The organism is Gemmatimonadaceae bacterium, assembly GCA_035606695.1.
Classification (GTDB): domain Bacteria; phylum Gemmatimonadota; class Gemmatimonadetes; order Gemmatimonadales; family Gemmatimonadaceae; genus JAQBQB01.
The window spans coordinates 1-23,482 of record DATNEW010000019.1 but is presented as its reverse complement, the minus strand read 5'-3'; the positions used below and the strand labels follow the sequence as shown (position 1 = coordinate 23,482).

The following is a 23,482-nucleotide window of genomic DNA, read 5'->3' as shown; positions in this document are numbered from 1 at the left end:
GCTCTTACTCCTCCATGTCGTCGGGCGCCGCGGCGGCGGCCCGGCTTGGCGGCGTACCGTAATCCAGCACGCGAACGCTGCCGTCGCCGGTCTCTTCGAACCGCATCCCGAAATTCAGATTTTCGCGCTCGAGGAGGTCCGCGATCTCCTGAAGCGATTTCTTGCCGAAGTTCTTGACCTGCAAAATCTGGCTCTCGGTCTGGCGCACCAGATCGCCGAGCGTTCTGATATTCGAATTCTTTAACGAGTTGACGGAGCGAACCGACAGCTCGAGGTCGTCGATCGGCGTCCGCAGGAGCGAGCCGAGGCGCGCGCCGTCGCCGGCACCGTTGTCCGCCAGCTGGCCGATCGGCGCCGACGAATGCGAGCCGAAATCGGCGAAGTACTGGAAGTGCGTCTGCGCGAGCGCGGCCGCGTAGCTCACCGCTTCTTCCGGCGAGATCGTGCCGTTGGTCTCGACCGTGAGCACCAGGCGATCGTAGTCCGTGCGCTGGCCGACGCGCGTCTCGGCGACGGTAAAGTTGGCGCGGCGGACCGGATTGTAGATCGAGTCGATGCGCACGAGATCGACGGGCAGGCCCCGGTCGATCGGATGCTGGTCCGACTCGACGTAGCCGCGGCCCTTGTTCACGTACAGGTCGACGTTGAGATCGCGGTCGTCCTGCAGCGTGAAGAGATGATGGTCGGGGTTGACGATGCGCACGCCGCCGGAGCTCGAGATGTCGGCCGCGGTGACCGCGCCGGCCTCGGACTTCTGGATGTGCAGCACCACGTCCTCGACGTCGTCGGGGAGCGTGAGCGTCAGCGTCTTGAGGTTGCCGATGATCTGGTGCACGTCTTCGACGACACCAGGAATGGTCTGGTGCTCGTGCACCACGCCGTCAATGCGGAACGCCCACACCGCCGCGCCGCGAAGCGACGACAGCAGCATGCGCCGCATCGAGTTGCCGAGCGTGTGGCCGAAGCCGCGCTCGAGGGGCTGCAGCCGGAATTCGGCGACGTTGGGGTTGTCTTCGTGCTTGGTCGCTTCGACCAGCTGCGGGCGGACGAGTCCGCGGAGATCGATCGTGTTGGCCATGATTGGGGAGATCCTTGAATGGTCTTGCCGAGAACGAATCGGCATCGCCTTGCCCCGCCCCTCATGCGCGGCAAGCTCGAACGGAGATGAGGGCTCCGACCTGAATCGTCGTCCTCGCGACCGAGCGAAGCGAGGGAGTCGAGGATCTGCTCGTGATAACGGCGTTCACAAGAGCAGGTCCTCGACTCGCCGCGACGCGGCTCGCGAGGATGACGGGCGTGCTACTTCGAATACAACTCCACCACCAACTGCTCCTGCGCCGCGATCGGAATGTTCGGACGGCTGGGACGCTCGAGCATCCGGCCACTGAACGTGTCGCGATCGACGGCGAGCCACGACAGCGGCGCGCCGCGCGACGACTGATCCATCGCGGCGAGGATCGGCTGCACCTCGCGCGACTTCTGGCGAATGCGCACTTCCTCGCCCGGCGCCACCATATAGCTCGGGATGTCGACCGTCTTGGTGTTGATCTCGACGTGGCGGTGGCGAATGAGCTGGCGCGCGGCCTTGCGACTCGGCGCGAAACCCATGCGGTAGATCATGTTGTCCAGACGGCTCTCGAGCGCGGCCAAGAGATTGTGGCCCGTGATCCCCGGCATCGGACGCACCTTCTGGAAGGTGTTCCGGAACTGCTGCTCCGAGATGCCGTAGATGCGCTTGATCTTCTGCTTCTCACGCAGCTGCTTCGAGTATTCGGACGACTTGCGGCGGCGCGCGGTGTTCTGGCCGTGCTGGCCCGGAGCGTACGGACGACGCTCGACGGGGCACTTCTCCGTGAAGCACTTGGTGCCCTTCAGGAAAAGCTTCGTTCCTTCGCGCCGGCACTGCTTGCAGCTCGGCCCGGTGTAGCGACCCATGGATCAAACTCTCCGACGCTTGGGGGGACGGCAGCCGTTGTGCGGGATCGGCGTCACGTCCTTGATCGACTTGACCTGGAGGCCAGCCGTTGCCAAGGCTTGAATCGCCGACTCACGGCCCGAACCCGGGCCCTGCACCTTCACGTGGACGCGCTTCACACCGGCCGACAACGCTTCACGCGCGGCCTGCTCGGCGGCAACGGTCGCCGCGAACGGCGTCGACTTCTTGGAGCCCTTGAACCCGGCCTTGCCGGAGGAGCCCCAGGACACCGCGTTGCCGTGCGAGTCCGTGATGGTGATCGTCGTGTTGTTGAAGGTAGCGCTGATGTGCGCCACACCTTCCGCTTCCACGACCCGCTTTGCCTTCTTCCCAGTCGCCATGATTCGTTAGTTGTGTGTCTGTCATCCTCGCGAGCGAAGCGAGACGAGGATCTGCTAAGTACCGCTTGTTACTGCTTGTTACTGCTTGTTACTGCTTGTTACTGCTTGCTACTTCGTCACTTTCTTCTTGCCGGCGATCGCCCGACGCGGCCCCTTCTTCGTGCGCGCGTTGGTGTGCGTCCGCTGGCCGCGGACTGGCAGGCCGCGACGGTGGCGAATGCCCCGATACGACCCGATGTCCATCAACCGCTTGATGTTCATCGCCACTTCGGTCCTGAGCGCGCCTTCGACCTTGTGATCGCGCTCGATGACGCCGCGGATCTTGTTCACGTCCGCGTCGGTCAGATCGCGAATGCGCAGATTGGCGTCGATGCCCGCCTTCTCGATGATTTCCTGGGCGGCATGACGGCCAATGCCGTAGATGTAGGTCAGACCGATCTCGACCTTCTTGTCTCTCGGGAGATCGACGCCAGCAATACGAGCCATATTCGATTAACCCTGACGCTGCTTGTGCTTGGGGTTGCGCTTGCAGATGATGCGAGTCACGCCGTTGCGCTTCACAACTTTGCAATGCTCACAGATCGGCTTGACGCTCGTGCGGACTTTCACAGGCGCTCCGGACGGAACCAAGAAAGAAAAACGAGAAAACCGGTTGAGACAGCTAATCCGACCCGAAAAATTCCGGGCCAGACCCTAAGAGTAACTAGGCTGGTAAGTTGAAGCAAGGGGACGGGTTAAGCAGGCACTGGTACAGTTTGAAAGTAGCCAGTTCTTGGTCATGAAACCTCGGTTCGGTATTTTGCATCCATGCCAAAGCGCCCGAAGCGACCGGCCGACATGATGCAGCTCGCCAGGCTCGTCGGTGGAATCGCGACGAAAGAAGCCGAGAAGCCGGAAGACGCTGAGCCGGGACCGACCCAGGTTCGGGCCTCAAAAGGCGGCATTGCTCGCGCAAAGACGCTCAGCCGAAAGGAGCGGGTCAGCATCGCGAAGAAGGGCGCGAAAGCGTCAGCTCGAAAGCGTTCCCGGTAGCTCTATTTGCCCCTTCTTATCGGCCTTCTTCGCTTCCGCTTTTAGACGCTCAGCACCCGGCTCTTGAATTACGAGTACTGGGTCGCCCCCGAGCTTCTTGCTCTTCGCAAGCAAGCCGCCATCAAAGGTCTCTAGATAATTGGCGTTCGCCACCAACGCGGTGGCGACATGTACGGCGTCTTTCGGCAGTATGTCATGTTCCCAGAACACGTCTTGAGCGGCTTCGGCGATGACCCGATCCACTTCGGCGACGATGAAACAGCTTCGATTGAAGAACTTTCGTAGCAGCTCGCGCGATTCCTTCGGAAAGGGCCGCTTGTCGCCTTTCTTGTGGAGCACTTCCGCGATGGTCCAGGCCGATATGACTATCTCGCAATTCCCGACTTCCGCGTCGAGCAAAATGGGCTCGCACTTATCGGCACGGTTAGCCTGGTTCAACAGGTAGCCGAAACAGCAGCAGGAATCCCAATAGCGACGAATCTTATTCGCCATTGGCGATCCTGTAGCCGCTGAGGATGCCACGGACTTGGCTGTGCGTCGGAAGTTGATCGTCAGGTGGCATTACGTCGAGGCTCCGAACGTCGATCCGGATTGCGGTCCCGTCCTGACGGGACCACATCAGCCCTCGAACGACGACGCGCTTCTTGAACGCACTGAGCGCCTTATCGACCAAGTCGTTAGGGATCTCACAGCGAATGCGCCGACCGCGTAAACGGTCCACGACGGAGATTTCAATCCTTCCGTAGTCGTTCACACCGACCAGCGTACCGTCAATACTGGCTATGCTGCGGAGATCGCCGCGAATGATAGTGGCGACGTTTTCGGCGACCTTTTCGCTGGGCTTCACTACAATCTGGCCGAATCGTGCCACTGCCTTACCGCTGTCATATTCCGACAGAATTCGCGTCAGCGTTCGGCTTGTCTTGAGCGCGGCATCCGAAAAATGAGCGGGTCGCTTATTCGAGGATGCCAGAGCCTTCGTGCCCTGACCGGCGATTCGGATTGCAGCTTCGATGTCTGCCATCGCGACATGCTCACCTTGTATGTGAGCTGTCGCCGCAGCGTAGGCACTCCCGGCGCGAAGATCCTCAATGACCCACCGAACTTGATTGGCTGCGATGCCCATCTCGACCATGACCTGCTCGACGAGACGCATTTGCGCAAGAAAGCCTTCGGCGAAATCGGGCGCCGAGACATCCCTGCGATCCAGGTCAAGAACGATCTTCGCCATGGCCACAGTATACATGCTCAGAGGAGAACAAACCAGAGAAAGAAGTACTTGACAACGTAAAGTTAAGCAAGCATATTAGTTCAGTTTCAATTCACGAACCGAACCATGAACCGCCTGTCGACCGAAAAGCGCGTGCAAATCCTCTACGCCCTCTGTGAGGGCGCGTCGATCAATGCGACGGCACGGCAGACGGGTGCGAGCAAGGTCACGATCTTGAAGCTGCTCGCTGAGGTCGGAACGGCGGTTCTCGCTTACCAGCAGCGCGTGCTGGTGAACCTGCCATGCAAGCGCATCGAAGCGGACGAGATTTGGTCATTCGTCGGCGCGCGCGAGAAGAATGTCCCGCTCGATGAGAAGGGACGCGGGCGCGGCGATTGTTGGACGTGGACGGGGATCTGCGCCGACACGAAGCTCATTCCGTGCTGGCACGTCGGCACTCGCGATGCCGACGCTGCGCACTTGTTCATGGAGGAGCTGGCGTCGCGTCTCGCGAACCGCGTGCAGCTCTCGACGGACGGCCACAACGCCTATCTGACGGCGGTGGAGAATGCGTTCGGCTGGAACGGCGTGGACTACGCGATGCTGGTCAAATTGTACGGCGCAACCGGCGATACGCACGGCAGCGGCAAGTACGCGCCCGTCGCCCTCACGTCGCTAGAAAAAAAGCCGATCATGGGCCAGCCGGACGAGGCGCTGATCTCGACCAGTTACGCCGAGTCGCACAACACGCGCATGCGGACCAACATCCGCCGGCTGACGCGCCTCACGAACGGCCACAGCAAGAAGATCGAGAACCACGTGCATGCGATGTCGCTGTGGTTCATGTACTACAATTTCTGTCGTCCGCATATGACGCTGACGAAGAACAACGGCGGGATAAAGCAAACGCCCGCGATGGCAGCGGGCGTGAGCGATCATGTTTGGAATCTCGGCGAAGTGGTCGCCTTACTTGCGTCGTGAGCCGACGCTCGGAATAGTCGGAGCGATTGTCACGCTCGACGTAGCAGTCGTTTCCGCAATTCGCGAAAGCGATGGCGGCGGGGGCGGCGGGGGCGATTGGATGTGTTTTATAACACTTTGAACAATCCGCGCACCGTCCGGCCCCGCACCATGCCCGAGAGCTCGTAGGAAATCAAAGGCAAGAAGCGCGGGGCCACTAAACTCGAACTGGACGCCCACAAACTGACACTCATTCAGCAGCGTCGGCGCGGTTGCTGAGTAGACGAGAGTCGTGCCTTCAAATCGACATCTGATGAACTCCATGCCGTCGATCAGCTGCTTGCCCGCACCGAAGACACTCTCAACTACTCGCATTTGACGCTCCCGTATCACGCGGCGCCACATCAGGAGTCGCCTTAGTTCCTGAGTCATCGGCGGTCGCCGTCAGCGTCTCGGTCGGTCTGAACGTCCGCTGCATCAACGCCTGACGACTCACCGCGCCGTATTCCTTCAATTCGGGCGCGAGAATCGTTGCAACGGATTTCGCGTCCGTTCGCACATCCAGTAACAAATCTAGCGTCGCCGCGTTCACCTTGTTCGCTTCCTTGCGCGCATCGTTCGCTTGCCAGATGGCATAGAACGCGAGCACGAGCGACACGATGCTTAGCGCGAGACCGAAGACGGTCAGGAGACCTGACGCGCTCGACGGGCAGACAAGAGTGGGCTGTTGCATCGGGCGAAACTACTCCACCCGGCCTGGTCATTCAAACTGTACCAGTGCCGGTTAAGCATCCGAGCGTCTGCACAGCGTCTACCCGCCGTCTGCCCGCCGTCTACCCGCCGTCTACCCGCCGTCTGCCCGCCGTCTGCCCGCCGTCTACCGACCCGAAGCAAGCTCTCGCACCACCTCGTCCATCGCCCGCCGCCGGTCGCTCGCGGCCGTCACCATCCGGCCAACCACGACGTACCGCGCGCCCGCCGCGCCCGCCTCGGCCGGTGTGACCACACGCGCCTGATCCTGCACCGCTCCACCGGCCGGACGAACGCCCGGTACCAGCACAGCCAGGGCGACGCCATGCCGCTCGCGCACTCGCGACGCCTCTCGGCCGCTACAGACGACGCCGTGCACCCCGGCTTCCTTGGCCAAGTCCGCCAGCCGCAGCACCTCGTCGCTCACGTCCAGCACGGCCGCGTCCCTACCCCAGGCCCGCGCCACGTCGCCCGCTGTGAGCGACGTCAACACGGTCACGGCGAGTACGCCGCACGCATCGCCAGACGCGTCTCGCGCGGCCTCCGCCGCCGCTCGCAACATCGTCACGCCGCCAACCCCATGCACCGTCACGAGCCGAGCACCCATGTGCGCGGCGTTGCGAACGCCGCCGGCGACCGTGTTTGGAATATCGTGAAACTTGAGGTCCAGAAACACGTCGCAGCCGCGCGCGCGCAGCTCGCGGAGAATGGCGGGCCCCGCCGCCGTGAACAGCTCGTTGCCAACCTTGTAAAAGCGGCACCGCTCGCCGAGGTAGTCGACGAGCTCGATGGCGTCTTCCGCCGTCGAGACGTCGAGCGCGACAATCGGAGTCGTCGTCGTTGCGTTGCTCAGTGTGCTCGGCGCGTTGGTCAGTGCGGCCATTCCAGTGTTCCACTCAGCGATTGCAGATGGGTGACGCCGTGTCGCGCGCACCACTGCTCGAGGTCGCGCACGATTCGCTCGGGCGCCCGCGGGTCGCGAAGTGCTGCAGTTCCGATACCTACGAGTGACGCGCCGGCGAGAATGTATTGCACCGCATCGGTCGCGCTCGCTACCCCTCCAATGCCGAGCATCGGAAGCGCGACCGCCTGGCGGACTTTCCACGTCGCGAGGACACCGACCGGGAGAATCGCCGGCCCGCTGACGCCACCCGAACCGAAACCCAGCACCGGACGGCGACGCTCCACATCAATCAGCAAGCCGGGAATTGTGTTCACCACGCTGATCGCGTCGGCGCCGGCATCCGCCGCGATGCGCGCCGCGTCACCGATGTTCGACAGTGTCGGCGAGAGCTTCACGAACAGCGGCCGTCGTGTTTCGCGGCGAGCACGCTCGATGACGAGCCGCAACGAGGCGGGATCGGCGCCGAACTCCATGCCGCCCGCCTTCGTGTTTGGGCAGCTGACATTGAGCTCGTACGCTTCGACGGCGTCGTGCATGGCGGGCATGGACAGCGCCTCTTCGAGCCCCGCGACCACGGCCGGATACTCGTCGATCTCAAAGCCCACGACATTCACGATCTTTCGCGTGCCCGCGAGGTGCGTCGCCAGCCAGGGCACGTGCTCGCGGCGGACGGCGTCGAGTCCGGGGTTCGCCAGTCCGACGGCGTTCATCATTCCGCCGTCGAATTCGGCGACGCGCGGCGCGGCGTTTCCGTCGCGCGGCGCGAGCGAGACGGCCTTCGTGACGAGGCCGCCCACCGCCTCCAGGTGCATGACGCCCGACAGCTCCTCGCCGTAGCCCGCGGTCCCGGCGGCGAGGACGATAGGATTCTTGAATTCAAGATTGCTAACGACCGTCCGGAGGGCGGCCGGCGCCGTCACCGCCGCGGCTCCGGGCGCGAGGCGGCCGGCGCGGCGCGTGTGCCGTGGAGCCGGCTCTCGAATCGCTCGAGATACTCCGTCGCCGCGTCGGCGATCGCCGCCGCCAGCGCGTTCTGCTTGTCGGGATCGGTGAGATACTGCGCTTCCTTCGGATTGGTGCCGAAGCCGATCTCGACGAGCACCGCGGGCATGTACGCGGTCACGAGCACGCGAAACCCCGCCTGCTTCACGCCGCGGCTCGGGCCCGGATGCATTCTGCCCAGGCGCTGCTGAATGAGATCCGCGAGCTCGCTCGACTCGCGCAGATGCTCGTTCTGCTGCATGTCGCTGAAGATGAAGCTCAGCGGATCGTCCTTGTCGACGTGGTCCGTCATCGTCTCGAAGCGCGCGGCGTCATTTTCCATGTGCTCCACGCGGCGCGCGTCCTCCGTACGTGCCTCGGAGAGGAAATACGTCTCGAAGCCGCGCGAGCCGCCCGGATCCTTCCAATTCGGATTCGCCGCGTTGACGTGAATCGAGATGAAGAGATCGCCTTGCGCCTTGTTCGCGATGCGCCCCCGGTCGTCGAGCGCGATCAGCGTATCGGTCGTGCGCGTGTACACCACGTCGAGCCCGCGCGACTCGAGCTGCGCGCCCAGGTCCTTCGCCACCGCGAGTGTGATGTTCTTCTCGTAGATCTTCGGTCCGCCGCCGATCGGCCCCGTCATGCCGTTGTCGATGCCGCCGTGCCCCGCATCCACGATCACGCGACGCCGGCCGGTCTTCGCGCTGATCGGCGGCAGCGGTCCGCCGGCGCGCGCGTTGGCGCGCGCAACCTCGTTGACCTCACCGCCCTGCTGCTGCACGGATGTGGTTCGCCGTGACGACGAACCGGACGCACCCTCCGACGACGCACGAATCACCGGCCGGTCGGCCATGGACATCAGAATCAGCTGCGCGCTGTCGGCGTCCCAGCGATTGTTCGGCAACACGGTGGGAAAGACGTCGGACACGAGCTGCAGTGGAACGAGCAGGTCACCGTTGCGCATGATCGGCGCGGTGGCGAGTTGGCGCACGGCGTCGTTCGCGTGAATGACGGTCGATCCCGTCTCGAGCTGAAAGCGCGCGCCCCACGCTTCGACCGTATACCAATTTCCTGAATCGCGCTGCACCTTGATCGGGATCATCTGATCGAGCGCGCGCAGGCGAATCATCGGGCCGTTCGCGGTGCTCACCGTGGGAATGCGTACGACCTGATCGCCGCTCCGCACGACGAGCTGGCGCGGCGCGGATTGCGCCTGGGCGGGTTGCGCTTGGACGGCGGCCGCGATCTGAACGGCCGCGACCGCGACGACAGCGGCCCGCGTCGTTCGCTTCATCATCCGCTTCATCATCGGACACGCACCGACCGCGCGATCTCGCGCGCGGCATCTCGCTCGCGCTCGGTATCCCGCTTGTCGTGCAGCTTTTTGCCCTTGCCGAGCGCCAGCGCCACCTTCGCCACTCCGTTCTTGAAATAGAGCTCGAGCGGGATCAGGGTGAGTCCCTGGCGCTCGACGGCCCCAATCAAACGACGGATTTCCTTGCGGTGGAGCAACAGCTTTCGGGTACGTTCGGGTTCGTGGTTGGTGTATCCGCCCCGTTCGTACGCAGAAATGTGCAGGTTGAGGAGGTAGGCCTCCCCGTCCTTGATGATCCCGTAGGCGTCGCTGATGTTGGCGCGGCCGTCTCGGAGCGACTTCACTTCGGTGCCTTTCAGGACCAGGCCGGCCTCGTAGGTGTCGAGGATTTCGTAGTCGAATCGCGCACGCTTGTTTCGCGCGATGGACTGTATTTCGGCCTTGGTGCCGGGGTTGGGCTCGGCCTGCTTCCGACGGGTGTTCTGGCCCGAAGTCTGGGCGGCGGGCTTCTTTGACACAATGTGGCAACTTAGGCGAGCCATCTCCGCGCAGCAACACACGATACGTTGACGGCCCCGCGCGTCTCGACTACCTTTTTTTGCTACTGCCGAAGTGGTGGAACTGGTAGACGCGCTGGCTTCAGGAGCCAGTGGGCGCAAGCTCGTGGGGGTTCGAGTCCCCCCTTCGGCATTTGGGCCGGCAACCGGACAGCTTACTCCCGGTTTCCGGCCCTACTGCTTTCCACCAGCCATCGCGCTGGGCGGCACATTCTCCGGCAGCGCGGCGGTTCCGAACGCCGCGCGAAGCGCCTCGTTCGCTTCGGTGAGATACGTGCCGAGCAGCTCGCCCGCGCGGACGATGTTGTCGTCCTGGAGCTTGAACGCACCGCCCGCGAACGCGAACAGCGTCTGCCCCATGCGAATGGGCGTCGGGGCGCCAGCGCGCGCGGCCAGGCCATCGCGATACGCGCTCAAGCGAGCGTTGAACTGGCGTTCCACGGTCTCGAGCATGCCCGCGGCGATGTTGCGGTCGCGAGCGAGCGCTTCTGAGATCTCGCGCGCCACGATCGACGCGGTGCGGTCGTCGAGCGCGTCGCGCTGCGCCGCAACGAGGCCGAGCGCGCGGCGCGCATAGCGCAGCTCCCAACGCGCGTGATCGACGTCGCCGCGCGTCGCCGTCTGCGTGAGCCACTGCACATCGTCTTCCGCGGGCTCGCGGAACAGCGCCGCGACGAAGGTCGCGGCCTTTCGCTGAAGCTCGCGCTGCGCGCGCCAGCTAGCGAAGAACGGCATCGCTCAGTGCTGCAGCACCGGCAACGTCCGCAAGCCGACGCGCGTGCGCACCTCGCTTTCCTCGACGAGCAAGTCGGACAGATGCACGCCTTCGAGCACGTCGTCGATCTTTTGCTGCAGCAGCATCCACACGGGGCGAATGCTGCAATTGTGCGACGACGAGCACCGCTCTTCGCCGACCGGGTGCGACACGCAATGGAGGTCGAAGGTCGTCGTCTCCGAGGCCTCGATCACGTCGCGGATGGAGATGGCCGTCGCCTCGCGGGCCAGCGCGTATCCGCCGCGCGCGCCGCGCGTGCTTCGCACGAGTCCCGCGCGCCTCAGACGCAGCAGGATCTGTTCGACGTAGTCACCGGGCAGCCGCTCGACCTCGGCGATCTCGCGGCCGGTGATCGGACCGTCCGCGGCGCGGCGGGCGAGATGGAGAGCACAGATGACGCCGTACTCGGCGAGCGTGGTGATGCGCACGTCTCAAATCTATCCTGTCATTCCGAGCGAAGCGAGAAATCTGCCGTCAGCCCGCCGCGACAGCTCCGTGCTTCCCTCCCGGCACGCCGATTTCCGTCATCTTCTTCAGATCGAGCACGTCGTCGACCTCGGCGTCCGGCAGAATCTTGTCGCGCTTGACCATGTCGCGGATCAGCACGCCCTCCTGCACCGACTTCTTGCTGATCTCCGCCGCCTTGGCGTAGCCGATTTGCGGCGCGAGCGCGGTCGCGAGCGCGGCAGACCGTTCGACCCAATACTCGCACATCTCGCGATTGGCTTCGATGCCCTTCACGCATTTGTCGGCGAACACCGTCGCGGCGTTCGAGATGATGCGCATCTCGAGCAGCACGTTGTGCGCGATGACGGGCATCATCACGTTGAGCTCGAGTTGTCCATGCTCGGCGGCCATCGACACGGTGGTGTCGCACCCGACGACCTGGAAGCACACCTGATTCACCATCTCGGGAATCGAGGGGTTCACCTTGCCCGGCATGATCGACGAGCCGGGCTGCACGGCGGGAAGCTTGATCTCGTCGATGCCCGTGCGCGGGCCCATGACCATCAGGCGCAGGTCGCTCGCGATCTTGCTGAGATCGAGGGCGAGCACGCGAATCTGCGAGCTGAACGCCGCCACGTCGCCCATGCTCTGCATGAGTTGAATGCGATCCTGCCCGATGCGCAGGTCGAGTCCGGTGATCTGCTTGAGATACTTGTTCATCAGCGCGGGATATTCTTTCTCGACCGTCACGCCGGTGCCCACGGCGCTGCCGCCGATCCCCAGGTCGCGGAGATAGTCCGCGGCTTCGTTGATGCGCTTCACACCGCGCGCGAGCGTGCCTGCGTACGCAGTGAATTCCTGCCCGAGGCGAATGGGCATGGCATCCTGGAGATGCGTGCGGCCCGCCTTCACGATGTCGTTGAACTCGACGCCCTTGTCGGCGAACGCGCCGATGAGATTCTCGAGCGCCGCGTTGAGCGTCGCGAGCTGAGCGAGGCACGACAGGCGGATGTTCGTGGGGATCGTGTCGTTCGTCGACTGCGCCATGTTGACGTGGTCGTTCGGATGCACCGGCGTGTACGAGCCGCGCTGGCCGCCGAGGAGTTCGTTGGCGCGATTGGCGAGGACCTCGTTCGCGTTCATGTTGTGCGAGGTGCCGGCGCCGGCCTGATAGGGATCGACGATGAAGGCGTCGCGATACTTCCCGGCGAGGACCTCGTCGGCGGCCTGTACGATGGCGTCGGCGAGTTTGGGGTCCAGGCGCCCGGTTTCCTTGTGTGTCAGCGCCGCCGCCTTCTTGATCCACACTTGCGAGATGATGAACGGCTCGAGCGGCGTGAGGCCGCTGATCGAGAAGTTCTGGCGGGCGCGCTGGGTCTGGACGCCGTAGAGTGCGTCGGTCGGGACCTCGAGGTAGCCCAGCGGATCTTTTTCGCGGCGGGTGTCAGGCATATGCGTCAGGAGTCGGTGTGTGATTATTGGGTCGTCAGCATCTAATTATTCTTTCGTCATAACACGCGCGATCGCGACCCCGGCCACGGCCGCGGCCACCATCGCCAGTCCGAGCCAGGCGACGCTCTCGCCATGCAAGCGGCCGAACGCGATGCGCCGTGGATCATCGGCCGACAGCGCGTCCACCGGGCCGCCGATCGCCTGCCGTACCGCCTCGATGCGCGGGGCCACGAACACCTGCGCCGCCGCGCACGCCAGCACCATGATGCCCATCGCCGACTCGGCCCACCGCCACTCGCGATGCACGCGCCATTCGAGTCCGAGCGCGACGAGACCGATGACGATGCCCGAATAGAACACCGCCGGCAGCACGCGGCCCACCACCGCGCCGGCCAGCGTGCGGCTTGGCAGAACGGCGAACAGCGCGGGCGCGACGACCGCGCTCACGATCGTGCCCGCGCCCAACCAGAGCGCCAGCAGCGCAATCGCGATTATGGACGTCGTTACCGCGCGCATGTCGATTCTCTGATGCTCATCGCGGCACGATACCCGCGAGTCCCGTCACCCACGGATTCGTGGCGCGCTCGCGGCCGATCGTCGTGTGCGGCCCGTGACCGGGAAACACCACCGTTTCGTCGTCGAGCTCGCAGATCCGAACGAGCGAATCGGCCATCTGGTCCGGGTCGGACAACAACAGGTCGGTGCGGCCAACCGATCCGGCGAACAGCAGATCGCCGCCCAGGACGATGCGGTCATTGCGAAACACGACGTGGCCGGGCGCGTGGCCGGGCGTGTGCATGACATGAAATTGCGCGTCGCCGAGCGTGAGGATGTCGCCATCGGCGAGCTCGAAGTCGGGCGGGTCGGGCTGCTCGAAGGGCAGTTCGTACACCGCGGCTTGTGTCGCGCCGCGGTCGAACACCGGTCGGTCCGCCGGGTGCATGTACACCGGCACCGGGTACGCGCGCCGCACGCCGGCAAGTCCGCCGATGTGATCGATGTGTGCGTGCGTGAGCCAGATCGCGTCGAGCGTCGCGCCGGATTCGCGCACCATCGCGATCAAACGATCGGGCTCGTCGCCGGGATCGATCAGCACCGCGCGATTCGATTCTTCGTCGATCACGAGATACGAGTTTTCCTCGAACGGGCCGACGGTCAGCAGCGTGATCTTCATACCGATCATACCGCGTAGCCTCCGCTTCCGACGAGCGGCTCGTCACCATCGCCGTCCGCCAACGCCTTCAAATATTTCTCCGCCGCGATCGCCGCCGTCGTCGCGTCGCCGACCGCCGTCGTCACCTGGCGCGTGAGCTGCGACCGCACGTCGCCCGCCGCGAACAGGCCGCGAATGCTCGTGTGCATGTTGGCATCGGTGCGCAGGTAGCCCATCTCGTCGTGGTCGACGTGCCCCTCGATGATGCCGGTGTTCGGCCGGAATCCGATGAAGACGAACATGCCCTGCGCGGGGAGATCGCGCCGGGCATCGGTCTCCACGTCGCGCAGCTTCAGGTTCTTCACGAGTCCCTGCGCGTCGCCCTCGACTTCGTCGACGACGGTGTTCCAGATGACTTCGATCTTGGGATTCGCGAAGAGCCGCTGCTGGAGAATCTTCGACGCGCGCAACGACTCGCGGCGATGTATGAGATACACCTTGCTCGCGTAGCGCGTCAGAAAGTCCGCCTCTTCCGTCGCCGCATCGCCGCCGCCGACCACGGCGATTTCCTGATTGCGAAAAAAGGCGCCGTCGCAGATCGCGCAGTACGACACGCCCTTTCCCGCGTACTCCAATTCGCCGGGAATGCCGAGCTTGATCGGCGTACCGCCGGCCGTGACGATCACCGCGGGCGACACGTACACGTCGCCGTTGTCGCAGCGCGTCTCGAACGTGCCGTCCTGTCGCTTCTGCACGCACTCCACGATGACACCGTTCCGGAACTCGGCGCCGAACTTGGCGGCGTGATCGGAAAATTTCTGCGCCAGCTCGTGTCCGAGAATGTGCTCGAAGCCCGGATAATCCTCGATGACTTCGGTGTTGAGCAGCTCGCCGCCCGGAAACCCGCGCTCGAGCACGACGGCCTTGAGCATCGAGCGTCCGGCGTACATCCCGGCGCACATGCCCGCCGGTCCCGCACCGACGATGACGACATCGAAGTTGTAGGTCGTTCCCATGCCCGGAAAATCTAGTGAGCAAGAAAGGTCAATGCCCCGTCATCCCGGCCGAGCGCCGATGACCAGCCGTGTCAGCGCGCCGTGGCAGTGGGAGACGGTGCCGATGATGACGTCGGCACTTCCCATCTCGCCCGCGGCCGCGATGCGTCCGTCGGCCGCGAGCACTTCGGCCGTGTCGAACATGCCGACGCCGTATGCGCGGTGGCGGCAGAACAACGTCGCGATCTCGACGTGTCCGCCGGCGTCCTGCATTTCGCGGGCGTGATCGGCCAGGCGCGCGGGCAGACTCCATGTTCGCTCGTCGCGCGTGTGCGGACAGGTGCGCGGCTCGACGCAGTTGATGGGGCACATCCACGTCGCGAAGCTCACGTAGTGTGTGCCATCGGTGCCGGCGCGTTCCCACGGCACGCTCGGCACGCGATCGAAGGGCTGCGTCGTTACGGCATCGCCAAATCGTCTGCGCGCGCGTTCCACGAGCCATTCGCCCATGAGATGCGGCATGAGCGGCGAAGGCACGATCGCGTCGCGCGCGAAATCAGACGGATGCTCCGCGGCGTTGGTGAGATACTGATCGAAGAATGCTCGCCACTCGCGTACGACGAGCACACTTGAAATCGCGCACGACGCCAGCGACCCGGCCACCGCGCACGCGTCGTCGCGATCGACGACGAGAATCTGCTCGGCGGTCAGCGCTCCGGCGCGCGCCGCTCGATCGAGCTGCCGCACGTAATAACTGCCGTAACAACCGCCGCCGACGATGACGATCGTGCCGTACGCTTGCGGGTCGCGGCCGTCACTTTCGGACATGGCGGCCGCCGTCCACGAGAATCGTCTCGCCGGTGAGATAATCCGAGTCGAGGATGAACAGCACCGTGCGCGTGACGTCGGACGGATCGCCATGGCGCTTGAGCGGCGTGGTCTCGCGCAGATGCTCGGTCTGCACCGGATCGAAGTTGGGCGGTAGCAGCACGGTGCCCGGCGCCACCGCGGCAACGCGGACCTCGGGCGCGAGCACCTTCGCGAGCGCGCGCGTCATGTAGACGATGCCTGCCTTCGAGATGCCGTGGGGCAGATACCCCGGCCACGTTTCGAACGCCGCGAGGTCCGCGATGTTGACGACGGCGCCGCGCGCCGCGCGCAAATGCGGCGCCGCTGCCTGCGCGAGAAAGAACGGCGCGCGCAGATTGAGCGTCATCACCTCGTCCCAGTGTTCGGGGGTGATCTCGCCGAACGGCATGCGCAGCATGACGGCCGCGGAGTTCACGAGCACGTCGAGCGAGCCGAACGTCTCGACCACGGTCGCGATCAACTCGGCCGCCGATTCGGCACGCGTAAGATCGGCGGCAACGACGTCCGCCTCGCCGCCCGCGGCCTCGATCTGCTTCACGGTTTCGCGCGCGCCGTCCGCCGTGGAGTTGTAGTGCACGGCCACGCGCATGCCGCGCCCACCGAGGGCCACCGCGATCGCGCGGCCAACGCGGTGTCCGGAGCCCGTCACTAGTGCGGTACGGCCGTTCAGGTCCACGGAGAGCCTCTCAAAGACAAGAACTCATAAAAAAAATATCACGGACTGTGAGCGGCGACGTGCACGGATCGGCACGGAGTCGGCGTTGACAGCAGTTGACTGCAGTTACTCGAAACGCCGTCTCCGTGCCGATCAGTGGCCGTCGCCTTCCGCAGTCCGTGGTAATGCTGTTTTCTTGCGTGGTCCGATGTCGTCCGCCGTCGAGTGATCTAGGCGGCACGCGGCGGCCGAGCCCGAACCCGCCCGTCTTGCCGCCCCAACCACTCCTCCGGCACCCGCATCATCCCGAGCGTCCGTGGTCCATCGGTCGCTCCGTGCCAGTCAGATCCCCCGCTCGGAACCAGTGAAAAATGCTCGACCAGCGCGCTCAGGCGCGCAATGTCCTCCGACGAATGGCTCGGGTGCCGCACTTCGACGCCGTCGATCCCCTCTTGCACGAACTGCTCGACGCGCGCACGCGTTCCACCCGATGCGGGGTGCGCGAGGATCGCGAGGCCGCCGGCGTTGTGAATGAGCCCGATCGCGTCCGCCACCGCCAACCGATCCTTGCCGACGTAGGCGGCCTTTCCGTTGCCAAGGTAACGCTCGAACGCGTCGCGAAAATCGACGGCCCAACCTTCGGCGATCATCGCGCGCGCGACATGCGGCCGGCCGATCGCGCCGCCCGCCGCTTGGTCCAGCACCGCCGTGAACTCGATGCGCACGCCGAGCTCGTTGAGCCGCTCGACGATGCGCTGCGCGCGCGTGCGGCGCATCTCGCGGAGCGCGACGAGCCGCGATTCCAGCTCGCGCGTGTCCGAGAGATGCAGCCCGAGAATGTGCGTCTCGACGTCGCCTTCCACCGCGCTCAGCTCGATGCCGGGAACGACGCGCACGCCAAGCTCGGTGCCGGTCGCCATCGCTTCGGGCAGTCCATCGAGTGTATCATGATCGGTCAGTGCGATCGCGATGAGACCGACGCGCTTCGCTTCGCGCACGACGTCGGCGGGCGCGCGCGACCCATCCGACGCCGTGGAATGCATGTGCAGATCGACGAAGCCGCTCGGCGCGGCTCCGCCACCAGCCCCCGGGTACGGAGCGGTCACGTGTAGTCGGCTTCCGGCGACGTGTCGCTGGGCTGAGAGCTGCCGAACAAGCGCTGCAGGTCGGCGTCCGAAAGTTCGAGGAGCGCGCGTTCCCGCGAGCGCGTGCCGACCGGCGAGTAGCGCGTCACGCGAACGACGCGGTCGGCGCCCGTGCCGGCAATGAACATCAAGCCGAATTCATCGTGCTCGTTTTGCGTCACGCGGCCGGAGGGAAAGACCCGCCAGGTCTTGCCGCCGGCGGAGATGGTGCGAGCAGGCATCTATCGAAGCTCCACTTCTTTGTATACGCGATTGGGGTCGAGCACCGGCTCCGGCGCCTCGGCGTGCGCGCGGGCCAGCGTCGCGGCGTCCGCGGCTTCAAAGAACTCTAAAAACGCGCCCGGCAGGCTCGCTTCCTCGAACGCCCAGAACCGGCAGTCCTTCGAGGCGTAGTAGTCACGCTTTCGCTTGAGCCGCTCGTGAAACTTGTCCCGGTCCGGCGGGGTGACGAGAGTCCGCTGAATCGTGAGGGCGCGCGGCATGGTCAGAGCACGTTTTCGGGGAATGTCTCGAGGCCCTTCTTCACGAATGACATGAACTTGTCGGCATCCGCACCGTCGACGATGCGGTGATCGAACGACAGCGACAGGTACGCGCAGGTGCGAATGGCGATCGTGTCTTCGCCGTCGGCACCGGTGATGACTTTCGGCCGCTTCTCGATCGTGCCGAGGCACAGAATGGCGACTTGCGGCTGATTGATGATCGGCGTGCCCATCAGCGAGCCGAACACGCCGGGATTTGTGATGGTGAACGTCCCGTCTTGCACCTCGCGCGGATCGAGACGCTTGCTGCGCGCGCGATTCGCGAGGTCGTTGAGCGAGCGCGTGAGCCCCGTCAACGAGAGGTTGTCGGCGCCCTTGATGACGGGCACGATCAGACCCCAGTCGAGCGCGACGGCGATGCCGACGTTGATCTGCTTGCGATAGATGACCTCGTTCCCGCGCACCGCCGCGTTGAGCACGGGGAACGCACGCAACCCATCCGTCACCGCTTTGATGATGAACGGCAAATACGTCAGCTTCTCGCCGGTCTGCTTCTCGAACTCCGCGCGATGCTTGGCGCGAATGCGCGCGATGCGCGTGAAGTCGACCTCGAAGAACGAGTTCACGTGCGCCGAGGTGTGCTTGGAGACCACCATGTGCTCGGCGATGATGGCGCGCATCTTCGACATCGGCTGCACGTCGTCGCCGGGCCATGGCTCGGGCAGCGGACCCGCGTGCACGGGCTGGGCGCCGGGCGCTGGGCGCTGGGCGGGAGGCGCTTTCGCGCCGGACTCGATGAATTGAAGAATGTCTTTCTTCGTGACGCGTCCGGCGATGCCGCTGCCCTGCATCCCGTTGATCTCGATACCGTGCTCCGCGGCAATGCGCCGTACGAGCGGCGACGACTTGGTGCGAAGGCGGTCTTCGAGTGAGTTGCCGTTTGTCGCGGCTGACGCCGCAGGGTGTGGCGCGGCTGGCGCCGCAGGGTGTGGCGCGGCTGGCGCCGCAGGGGGTGGCGCCGCTGGCGCGGCGGGGGATGGCGCGGTTGGCGCCGCAGGGGACGACGCAACGGCGGCGGCAGGGGCCGGAGTGGGGGCGGCCGCCGCAGCCGACACACCAGCAGCAACATCGGTTTCGAGACGTGCGACCACGGTCGATACCGGAACCGTCTGGCCTTCGGTCACGAGGATTTCCGCCAGCACACCGGTCGACGGCGCCGGAATCTCCGCGTCGACCTTGTCGGTCGAGATCTCGAAGATGGGCTCATCGCGCTTCACCTGATCGCCGACTTTTTTCAACCACTTCGACAGCGTGCCTTCAGCGATCGACTCGCCCATCTGAGGCATGACGACGTCTACACGTGCCACTGCGCTACCCTCGGGAATTAGCAGCGCGCGCCCTGCCGCGCCGGAAGAACCAGATCGAAACAATCGGAACGACGATCGTTCCAATGATCATGCCGAACACCATATACGCATACCAATTGCACGGCGCGCCCGTCTCCGCATCGCTTCGACAGCGCGCCAACGCACCGACGATCTTGGCGATCAACACGGCGATCATGCCGCCGCCCGCAAACCCGACGAACGTCGAAAAACAGCCGACTCCAAGATACTCCCATCGGGTCGTCTTCGGGACTTGCGGCGTCGAGTCCGGCGCCTCGGGGTTCGCCATCAATACGCTGCCAGCGCGCGCGCCGCCGTGACGATGTCCGCGGTCTGGGGCAGCACGTAATCCTCGAGCGCGGGCGCGTATGGCAGCGGGACGTCGTGCGCCGTCACGCGCAGCACGGGCGCATCGAGCCAGGCGAACGACGTTTCGTTGATGCGCGCCGTGATCTCGCCGGCCAGGCCTCCGGTTCGCGTGTCCTCGTGCACGATGAGCGCGCGATTCGTCTTGCGCACCGTCGCCTGAATCGCGTCGTCGTCGAGCGGCGACAGCGTGCGCAGATCGAGAATCTCGACGGAAAGCCCATCCTGCTTCTCGAGCTGCTCCGCGGCCTCGAGCGCCTTCCATACCGTGGCGGCGTACGTGATGATCGACAGATCCTTCCCTTCACGCGCAATGCGCGCCTTGCCGATCGGCACGACGTGATCGCCCGCGGGCATCTCCGCCTTCACCCGGCGATAGAGATATTTGTGCTCGAAGAACAGCACGCAATCGTCGTCGCGGATCGCCGCCTTCATCAAGCCCTTCGCGTCCTCGGCCGTCGAGGGATACACGACCTTGAGCCCCGGCGTATGGACGAATCCCGCTTCGGGATTCTGCGAATGAAACGGCCCGCCGCGAACGTATCCTCCGCTCGGCCCCCGCACGACCATCGGACACGGCAGGAACGCGCGATACCGCGCCGTCGCGACGTAGTTCGTGAGCATGTCGTACGCGTTCGCGATGAAGTCGATGAACTGCATCTCGACCACGGGACGCATGCCCATGTGCGCCGCACCGGCCGCCGCGCCGACGATCCCGATCTCGGAAATCGGCGAGTCGATGACGCGCTGCTCGCCGTATTTGTCGAGCAACCCGTCGGTCACCTTGAACGCGCCGCCGTAGCGGCCAATGTCTTCGCCGATGCAGAAGACGTCGGCGTCGCGATCCATCTCCTCGAAGAGGGCCTCACGGATGGCCTCGAGGTAGGTGATTTCAGGCATGCTTCGTCATTCCGAGCGTAGCGAGGAATCTCGCGTCACGATCGAGGGACGACAGATGCCCCGTCGCTTCGCTCCTCGGGATGACACGCGGGGGGACCATCAATGCTCCTTCTCCGGCGTGTGCTTGAACACGCCCCACCCTTCGGGCCGCTCGTGCTCGTCCACCGCGCTCGCCACGCCTTCACGAAACCAGAGCGGCTCTGCGGCCGGCGGATCGGCGTACACGCCTTGCAGCGCATCGAGCGCTTCGGGCATTCCCGACCGCTCGGCGGCGTCAGTCGCGTCATCGACCTCGCGCCGGACGCGATCGTCCACGGCCTCGATCTCGCTATTAGAGAACTCGAATTCGTCGCGCAGGCGCGCGGCGTAGCGCGTGATCGGATCGTTCTCACGCTCCCAGCGATCGATCTCACCCGGCGGTACATACGACTGATTGTCGTGCTCCGCGTGGCCCTTGCGGCGATACGTCATGAGCTCGACCAGCGTCACGCCTTCGCCGCGCCGCGCGCGATCCACCGCCCGCTTCGTCGCCTGGTACACCGCCAGCACGTCGTTGCCGTCCGCCTGGTCGCCCGCGACGCCATAGCCGATCGCCTTGTCGACGAATTGCTTCGCCGCCGTTTGCTTCGACGTCGGCGTGGAATACGCGTAGCCGTTGTTCTCGACGATGACGACCAGCGGACAGCGCTGCACCGCCGCGAAGTTGATGCCTTCGTGAAACGCGCCCGTCGACGTCGCCCCGTCGCCGACATACACGAGCCCGACGCGATCCTCGCCGCGCATCTTGAAGCTGAGCGTCACGCCGGCCATCACCGGCACCATGTCGCCGAGCGGCGAGATCTGGCCGATGAATCCGCGCTCGGTGTCGCCAAAGTGGATGTTCAGCTCGCGCCCGCGCGTCGGCGAATCGGCCTTGGCCATGTATTGCTTCAGAATTTCGAGCGGCGTGGCGCCCTTCACGAGCATCGAGCCCAGGTTGCGAATGAGCGGCGACAGAATGTCGCGCCGCTCGAGCGCGTACGCACTGCCGACCGCGTCCGCTTCCTGTCCCAGCGACCGAAAGAGTCCGCCGACGACTTTCGTCTGCCGATACAGGGCGACCAGCCGCTCCTCGAGCGTGCGCGTCAGGCGCATCCAGTAGTACAGCTCGAGCAGCGATGGGCGATGGGCGATGGGCGTTGGTCGGGATTTCGCCTTGGCGACGCTGTTGTTGGCGCGGGGCATATGTGGCAAAAACTAGTCGGCGCGGCGCTCAGAGCGTACTACGCCCAGCGCCCATCGCCCAACGCCCAGCTCAGTAATTCGCCGTCAACTCGTGCGCCGGATCCGCATGGCGATGCAGCGTCACGAAAAACCGCTTCACATTCCGATCGAGACGGCTCTCGCCCATCTGATCGGTGTTCACCTCGACGAACGTATAGTGGCCGCCCTCCGCTTTCACCGACAGCTTCAGCGCGCCGAGGGCGCCGGAATACGTGCGCGTCTTGGGCGCCGTCGTGTTCTGCGTCAGACCGATGCCCGGAAAGAACGAGTCCGCCTCGGCCAGGACGTCCGCGAGGGACATGTGACTGCGAAAGAAATGGCGCATCGAAGTGCTCGAGGTGTTCGAGAGTCTTAGGGTGTGGCCGAGGCTCGTTCGGCGAGAACGTCCTGCATCCATTCGGTCTTCTCGAGCGTGTGCAGCGAATCGCGGCGAAAGCGCACCGCCACCGCCCACGTGCCCGAGACAACGAAATTTAGCTTCGCATGATACACGCCGACCTCCGGGCCATAGGCCAGGCCGTCGTACGTGTGTGAATGCGGGCCATTCGGCGCGTCGGGCTCGATGGGCTTGCTCGAGTAGAGCTGCCCCTCGCCGTTCTCGATCGGCTGCCTCGTCTTGCGGTCGAGAATGGTGATCGAGTAGTGCACGTCGTCGCGCGCGTGTGGAGGCGCCTGGTCGGGTTGAATCGTGAAATCGTAGTCCAGCGTGTACTGGTGCAGCGCCGGCGGCTTGTAGGGACCGCTGTTGCATGATGAGACCGCGGACGCAATGAGCGCGACACTGAGAAGCATCGCGCTCATCGTGGGCATGCTTCCTCGCTTCGGCGCTCCGCACCTACGCTCGGAATTCTGCATTGAAGATCCCCCTCTCAGGACTGATAGTACTCCAGCCCCAGATGGGTGATCTGCTCTTCACCCATCAGATGCCGAAGCGTGTTCTTGAGCTTCGTCTGCTGGATGAAAAGATCGTGTTCCGGCTGCAATCCGGGAGCGGCCATCGGCGACTTGTAATAGAAGCTTAACCATTCCTGAATGCCCTTCATCCCCGCGCGATGCGCGAAGTCCGAGAAGAGCGCCAGGTCCAGCACGATGGGCGCGGCGAGGATCGAATCGCGGCAGAGGAAGTTGACCTTGATCTGCATCGGGTAGCCCATCCACCCCACGATGTCGATGTTGTCCCAGCCTTCCTTGTTGTCGCCGCGCGGCGGGTAGTAGTTGATGCGCACGACGTGCGAGAAATCCTTGTACAGATCGGGATACGCTTCCGGCTGAAGGATCGTGTGCAGCACCGACAGCTTCGACTCCTCCTTCGTCTTGAACGACGCCGGGTCGTCGAGCACTTCGCCGTCACGGTTGCCGAGAATGTTGGTGGAATACCATCCCTCGATACCGAGCAATCGCGCCTTGAGACCCGGGGCGATCATGGTCTTCATCAGCGTCTGACCGGTCTTGAGGTCCTTGCCGGCCAGCGGCGACCCGGTCTTCTGTGCGAGTTCCAGCAGCGCCGGGACGTCGGCACTCAGGTTGGGCGCGGCATTGGCGTACGGGAGCCCTTCGCGGATCGCG

At 64.6% G+C, this 23,482-nt stretch carries 31 protein-coding genes and 1 tRNA gene; 2 read left to right on the top strand and 30 right to left on the bottom strand.

What is annotated here, in order from left to right; all coding sequences use genetic code 11:
• Positions 1 to 4: 4 nt before the first annotated feature.
• The 7 genes from VN706_07450 to VN706_07420 form a co-directional block, all read right to left on the bottom strand.
• Positions 5 to 1,078 carry a DNA-directed RNA polymerase subunit alpha gene (locus tag VN706_07450; GenBank protein ID HXT15450.1) on the bottom strand — a complete coding sequence of 358 codons (1,074 nt, stop codon included), beginning with the start codon at positions 1,076 to 1,078 and terminating at the stop codon, positions 5 to 7.
• A 221-nt stretch (positions 1,079 to 1,299) separates the two neighbouring features.
• The gene (gene rpsD, locus VN706_07445) at positions 1,300 to 1,935 is read right to left on the bottom strand and encodes a 30S ribosomal protein S4 (GenBank protein HXT15449.1); all 636 of its coding nucleotides are present in this window, start codon (positions 1,933 to 1,935) and stop codon (positions 1,300 to 1,302) included.
• Between the two features lie 3 nt (positions 1,936 to 1,938).
• On the bottom strand, positions 1,939 to 2,316 hold the full coding sequence (gene rpsK / locus VN706_07440; GenBank protein HXT15448.1) for a 30S ribosomal protein S11: 378 nt from the start codon (positions 2,314 to 2,316) through the stop codon (positions 1,939 to 1,941).
• Between the two features lie 108 nt (positions 2,317 to 2,424).
• On the bottom strand, positions 2,425 to 2,802 hold the full coding sequence (rpsM, locus tag VN706_07435; GenBank protein ID HXT15447.1) for a 30S ribosomal protein S13: 378 nt from the start codon (positions 2,800 to 2,802) through the stop codon (positions 2,425 to 2,427).
• Between the two features lie 6 nt (positions 2,803 to 2,808).
• Entirely contained in the window at positions 2,809 to 2,925 is a 117-nt protein-coding gene (rpmJ, locus tag VN706_07430; protein ID HXT15446.1) for a 50S ribosomal protein L36, read from the bottom strand.
• 399 nt (positions 2,926 to 3,324) lie between these two features.
• Positions 3,325 to 3,840 carry a PIN domain-containing protein gene (locus tag VN706_07425; GenBank protein HXT15445.1) on the bottom strand — a complete coding sequence of 172 codons (516 nt, stop codon included), beginning with the start codon at positions 3,838 to 3,840 and terminating at the stop codon, positions 3,325 to 3,327.
• A complete protein-coding gene (locus VN706_07420) occupies positions 3,830 to 4,579 on the bottom strand; it encodes a hypothetical protein (GenBank protein ID HXT15444.1) in 750 nt (249 codons plus the stop codon). The genes VN706_07425 and VN706_07420 overlap by 11 nt, the downstream gene beginning before the upstream one ends.
• A gap of 105 nt (positions 4,580 to 4,684) precedes the next feature.
• Between VN706_07420 and VN706_07415 the strand changes: the two genes are divergently transcribed.
• Complete coding sequence (locus tag VN706_07415) at positions 4,685 to 5,539, top strand: IS1 family transposase (protein HXT15443.1); 855 nt, start codon at positions 4,685 to 4,687, stop codon at positions 5,537 to 5,539.
• Positions 5,540 to 5,879: 340 nt separating this feature from the next.
• Here the strand turns inward: VN706_07415 and VN706_07410 are convergent, their stop codons facing one another.
• The 5 genes from VN706_07410 to smpB form a co-directional block, all read right to left on the bottom strand.
• Positions 5,880 to 6,251, bottom strand: a complete 372-nt coding sequence (locus VN706_07410; GenBank protein HXT15442.1) for a hypothetical protein — start codon at positions 6,249 to 6,251, stop codon at positions 5,880 to 5,882.
• 144 nt (positions 6,252 to 6,395) lie between these two features.
• Positions 6,396 to 7,151: an orotidine-5'-phosphate decarboxylase gene (gene pyrF, locus VN706_07405; protein HXT15441.1), complete on the bottom strand. Its 756-nt coding sequence runs from the start codon at positions 7,149 to 7,151 to the stop codon at positions 6,396 to 6,398.
• Entirely contained in the window at positions 7,139 to 8,092 is a 954-nt protein-coding gene (locus VN706_07400; protein ID HXT15440.1) for a dihydroorotate dehydrogenase, read from the bottom strand. Before VN706_07400 ends, pyrF begins: the two co-directional genes overlap by 13 nt.
• Positions 8,089 to 9,453 carry an N-acetylmuramoyl-L-alanine amidase gene (locus VN706_07395; GenBank protein ID HXT15439.1) on the bottom strand — a complete coding sequence of 455 codons (1,365 nt, stop codon included), beginning with the start codon at positions 9,451 to 9,453 and terminating at the stop codon, positions 8,089 to 8,091. Before VN706_07395 ends, VN706_07400 begins: the two co-directional genes overlap by 4 nt.
• 8 nt (positions 9,454 to 9,461) lie before the next feature.
• Positions 9,462 to 9,905 carry an SsrA-binding protein SmpB gene (gene smpB / locus VN706_07390; GenBank protein HXT15438.1) on the bottom strand — a complete coding sequence of 148 codons (444 nt, stop codon included), beginning with the start codon at positions 9,903 to 9,905 and terminating at the stop codon, positions 9,462 to 9,464.
• A gap of 172 nt (positions 9,906 to 10,077) precedes the next feature.
• On the opposite strand from smpB, the gene VN706_07385 reads away from it, so the two are divergent.
• A tRNA-Leu gene (locus tag VN706_07385) sits at positions 10,078 to 10,161 on the top strand.
• A 41-nt stretch (positions 10,162 to 10,202) separates the two neighbouring features.
• On the opposite strand, the gene VN706_07380 is transcribed toward VN706_07385, so the two are convergent.
• The 18 genes from VN706_07380 to VN706_07295 all read right to left on the bottom strand — a co-directional run.
• Entirely contained in the window at positions 10,203 to 10,763 is a 561-nt protein-coding gene (locus VN706_07380; protein HXT15437.1) for a hypothetical protein, read from the bottom strand.
• A gap of 3 nt (positions 10,764 to 10,766) precedes the next feature.
• The gene (locus VN706_07375; protein HXT15436.1) at positions 10,767 to 11,231 is read right to left on the bottom strand and encodes an Rrf2 family transcriptional regulator; all 465 of its coding nucleotides are present in this window, start codon (positions 11,229 to 11,231) and stop codon (positions 10,767 to 10,769) included.
• 46 nt (positions 11,232 to 11,277) lie between these two features.
• Positions 11,278 to 12,702, bottom strand: a complete 1,425-nt coding sequence (locus VN706_07370) for an aspartate ammonia-lyase (GenBank protein ID HXT15435.1) — start codon at positions 12,700 to 12,702, stop codon at positions 11,278 to 11,280.
• A 45-nt stretch (positions 12,703 to 12,747) separates the two neighbouring features.
• The gene (locus tag VN706_07365) at positions 12,748 to 13,218 is read right to left on the bottom strand and encodes a DUF4149 domain-containing protein (protein ID HXT15434.1); all 471 of its coding nucleotides are present in this window, start codon (positions 13,216 to 13,218) and stop codon (positions 12,748 to 12,750) included.
• 16 nt (positions 13,219 to 13,234) lie between these two features.
• On the bottom strand, positions 13,235 to 13,885 hold the full coding sequence (locus tag VN706_07360) for an MBL fold metallo-hydrolase (protein HXT15433.1): 651 nt from the start codon (positions 13,883 to 13,885) through the stop codon (positions 13,235 to 13,237).
• Positions 13,882 to 14,871: a thioredoxin-disulfide reductase gene (gene trxB, locus VN706_07355; GenBank protein ID HXT15432.1), complete on the bottom strand. Its 990-nt coding sequence runs from the start codon at positions 14,869 to 14,871 to the stop codon at positions 13,882 to 13,884. Before trxB ends, VN706_07360 begins: the two co-directional genes overlap by 4 nt.
• Before the next feature lie 39 nt (positions 14,872 to 14,910).
• Positions 14,911 to 15,678: a hypothetical protein gene (locus tag VN706_07350; protein HXT15431.1), complete on the bottom strand. Its 768-nt coding sequence runs from the start codon at positions 15,676 to 15,678 to the stop codon at positions 14,911 to 14,913.
• Positions 15,665 to 16,396, bottom strand: coding sequence for an SDR family oxidoreductase (locus VN706_07345; GenBank protein ID HXT15430.1), 732 nt, complete (start codon positions 16,394 to 16,396; stop codon positions 15,665 to 15,667). Before VN706_07345 ends, VN706_07350 begins: the two co-directional genes overlap by 14 nt.
• Positions 16,397 to 16,605: 209 nt before the next feature.
• The gene (locus tag VN706_07340) at positions 16,606 to 17,481 is read right to left on the bottom strand and encodes a PHP domain-containing protein (protein HXT15429.1); all 876 of its coding nucleotides are present in this window, start codon (positions 17,479 to 17,481) and stop codon (positions 16,606 to 16,608) included.
• Complete coding sequence (locus VN706_07335; protein ID HXT15428.1) at positions 17,478 to 17,741, bottom strand: hypothetical protein; 264 nt, start codon at positions 17,739 to 17,741, stop codon at positions 17,478 to 17,480. The genes VN706_07340 and VN706_07335 overlap by 4 nt, the downstream gene beginning before the upstream one ends.
• Complete coding sequence (locus tag VN706_07330) at positions 17,742 to 18,002, bottom strand: hypothetical protein (protein ID HXT15427.1); 261 nt, start codon at positions 18,000 to 18,002, stop codon at positions 17,742 to 17,744.
• Positions 18,003 to 18,004: 2 nt separating this feature from the next.
• Positions 18,005 to 19,369 (bottom strand): 2-oxoglutarate dehydrogenase, E2 component, dihydrolipoamide succinyltransferase, encoded by a 1,365-nt coding sequence (gene sucB, locus VN706_07325; protein ID HXT15426.1) that lies wholly within the window; start codon positions 19,367 to 19,369, stop codon positions 18,005 to 18,007.
• Between the two features lie 4 nt (positions 19,370 to 19,373).
• Positions 19,374 to 19,676, bottom strand: coding sequence for a hypothetical protein (locus VN706_07320; protein ID HXT15425.1), 303 nt, complete (start codon positions 19,674 to 19,676; stop codon positions 19,374 to 19,376).
• Entirely contained in the window at positions 19,676 to 20,653 is a 978-nt protein-coding gene (locus tag VN706_07315; protein ID HXT15424.1) for an alpha-ketoacid dehydrogenase subunit beta, read from the bottom strand. Before VN706_07315 ends, VN706_07320 begins: the two co-directional genes overlap by 1 nt.
• A gap of 99 nt (positions 20,654 to 20,752) precedes the next feature.
• Positions 20,753 to 21,877 carry a thiamine pyrophosphate-dependent dehydrogenase E1 component subunit alpha gene (locus VN706_07310; protein ID HXT15423.1) on the bottom strand — a complete coding sequence of 375 codons (1,125 nt, stop codon included), beginning with the start codon at positions 21,875 to 21,877 and terminating at the stop codon, positions 20,753 to 20,755.
• A 70-nt stretch (positions 21,878 to 21,947) separates the two neighbouring features.
• A complete protein-coding gene (locus tag VN706_07305) occupies positions 21,948 to 22,217 on the bottom strand; it encodes a hypothetical protein (protein ID HXT15422.1) in 270 nt (89 codons plus the stop codon).
• Positions 22,218 to 22,267: 50 nt separating this feature from the next.
• The gene (locus VN706_07300; protein HXT15421.1) at positions 22,268 to 22,726 is read right to left on the bottom strand and encodes a hypothetical protein; all 459 of its coding nucleotides are present in this window, start codon (positions 22,724 to 22,726) and stop codon (positions 22,268 to 22,270) included.
• A 59-nt stretch (positions 22,727 to 22,785) separates the two neighbouring features.
• Positions 22,786 to 23,482 (bottom strand): inositol-3-phosphate synthase (locus VN706_07295; protein ID HXT15420.1); only part of this gene is annotated, 697 nt, incomplete at its 5' end.

Excerpts from the sequence above, each read along its gene's own strand:
- VN706_07350 (HXT15431.1), bottom strand. The coding sequence starts at position 15,678 with ATGTCCGAAAGTGACGGCCGCGACCCGCAAGCGTACGGCACGATCGTC.
- VN706_07310 (HXT15423.1), bottom strand. The coding sequence starts at position 21,877 with ATGCCCCGCGCCAACAACAGCGTCGCCAAGGCGAAATCCCGACCAACG.
- trxB (HXT15432.1), bottom strand. The coding sequence starts at position 14,871 with ATGGGAACGACCTACAACTTCGATGTCGTCATCGTCGGTGCGGGACCG.
- rpsM (HXT15447.1), bottom strand. The coding sequence starts at position 2,802 with ATGGCTCGTATTGCTGGCGTCGATCTCCCGAGAGACAAGAAGGTCGAG.
- VN706_07330 (HXT15427.1), bottom strand. The coding sequence starts at position 18,002 with ATGCCGCGCGCCCTCACGATTCAGCGGACTCTCGTCACCCCGCCGGAC.
- rpsD (HXT15449.1), bottom strand. The coding sequence starts at position 1,935 with ATGGGTCGCTACACCGGGCCGAGCTGCAAGCAGTGCCGGCGCGAAGGA.
- VN706_07335 (HXT15428.1), bottom strand. The coding sequence starts at position 17,741 with ATGCCTGCTCGCACCATCTCCGCCGGCGGCAAGACCTGGCGGGTCTTT.
- rpsK (HXT15448.1), bottom strand. The coding sequence starts at position 2,316 with ATGGCGACTGGGAAGAAGGCAAAGCGGGTCGTGGAAGCGGAAGGTGTG.
- VN706_07450 (HXT15450.1), bottom strand. The coding sequence starts at position 1,078 with ATGGCCAACACGATCGATCTCCGCGGACTCGTCCGCCCGCAGCTGGTC.
- VN706_07410 (HXT15442.1), bottom strand. The coding sequence starts at position 6,251 with ATGCAACAGCCCACTCTTGTCTGCCCGTCGAGCGCGTCAGGTCTCCTG.
- VN706_07370 (HXT15435.1), bottom strand. The coding sequence starts at position 12,702 with ATGCCTGACACCCGCCGCGAAAAAGATCCGCTGGGCTACCTCGAGGTC.
- VN706_07380 (HXT15437.1), bottom strand. The coding sequence starts at position 10,763 with ATGCCGTTCTTCGCTAGCTGGCGCGCGCAGCGCGAGCTTCAGCGAAAG.
- VN706_07415 (HXT15443.1), top strand. The coding sequence starts at position 4,685 with ATGAACCGCCTGTCGACCGAAAAGCGCGTGCAAATCCTCTACGCCCTC.
- VN706_07365 (HXT15434.1), bottom strand. The coding sequence starts at position 13,218 with ATGCGCGCGGTAACGACGTCCATAATCGCGATTGCGCTGCTGGCGCTC.
- VN706_07425 (HXT15445.1), bottom strand. The coding sequence starts at position 3,840 with ATGGCGAATAAGATTCGTCGCTATTGGGATTCCTGCTGCTGTTTCGGC.
- VN706_07320 (HXT15425.1), bottom strand. The coding sequence starts at position 19,676 with ATGGCGAACCCCGAGGCGCCGGACTCGACGCCGCAAGTCCCGAAGACG.
- VN706_07360 (HXT15433.1), bottom strand. The coding sequence starts at position 13,885 with ATGATCGGTATGAAGATCACGCTGCTGACCGTCGGCCCGTTCGAGGAA.
- VN706_07300 (HXT15421.1), bottom strand. The coding sequence starts at position 22,726 with ATGCCCACGATGAGCGCGATGCTTCTCAGTGTCGCGCTCATTGCGTCC.
- VN706_07305 (HXT15422.1), bottom strand. The coding sequence starts at position 22,217 with ATGTCCCTCGCGGACGTCCTGGCCGAGGCGGACTCGTTCTTTCCGGGC.
- VN706_07315 (HXT15424.1), bottom strand. The coding sequence starts at position 20,653 with ATGCCTGAAATCACCTACCTCGAGGCCATCCGTGAGGCCCTCTTCGAG.
- VN706_07420 (HXT15444.1), bottom strand. The coding sequence starts at position 4,579 with ATGGCGAAGATCGTTCTTGACCTGGATCGCAGGGATGTCTCGGCGCCC.
- VN706_07395 (HXT15439.1), bottom strand. The coding sequence starts at position 9,453 with ATGATGAAGCGAACGACGCGGGCCGCTGTCGTCGCGGTCGCGGCCGTT.
- pyrF (HXT15441.1), bottom strand. The coding sequence starts at position 7,151 with ATGGCCGCACTGACCAACGCGCCGAGCACACTGAGCAACGCAACGACG.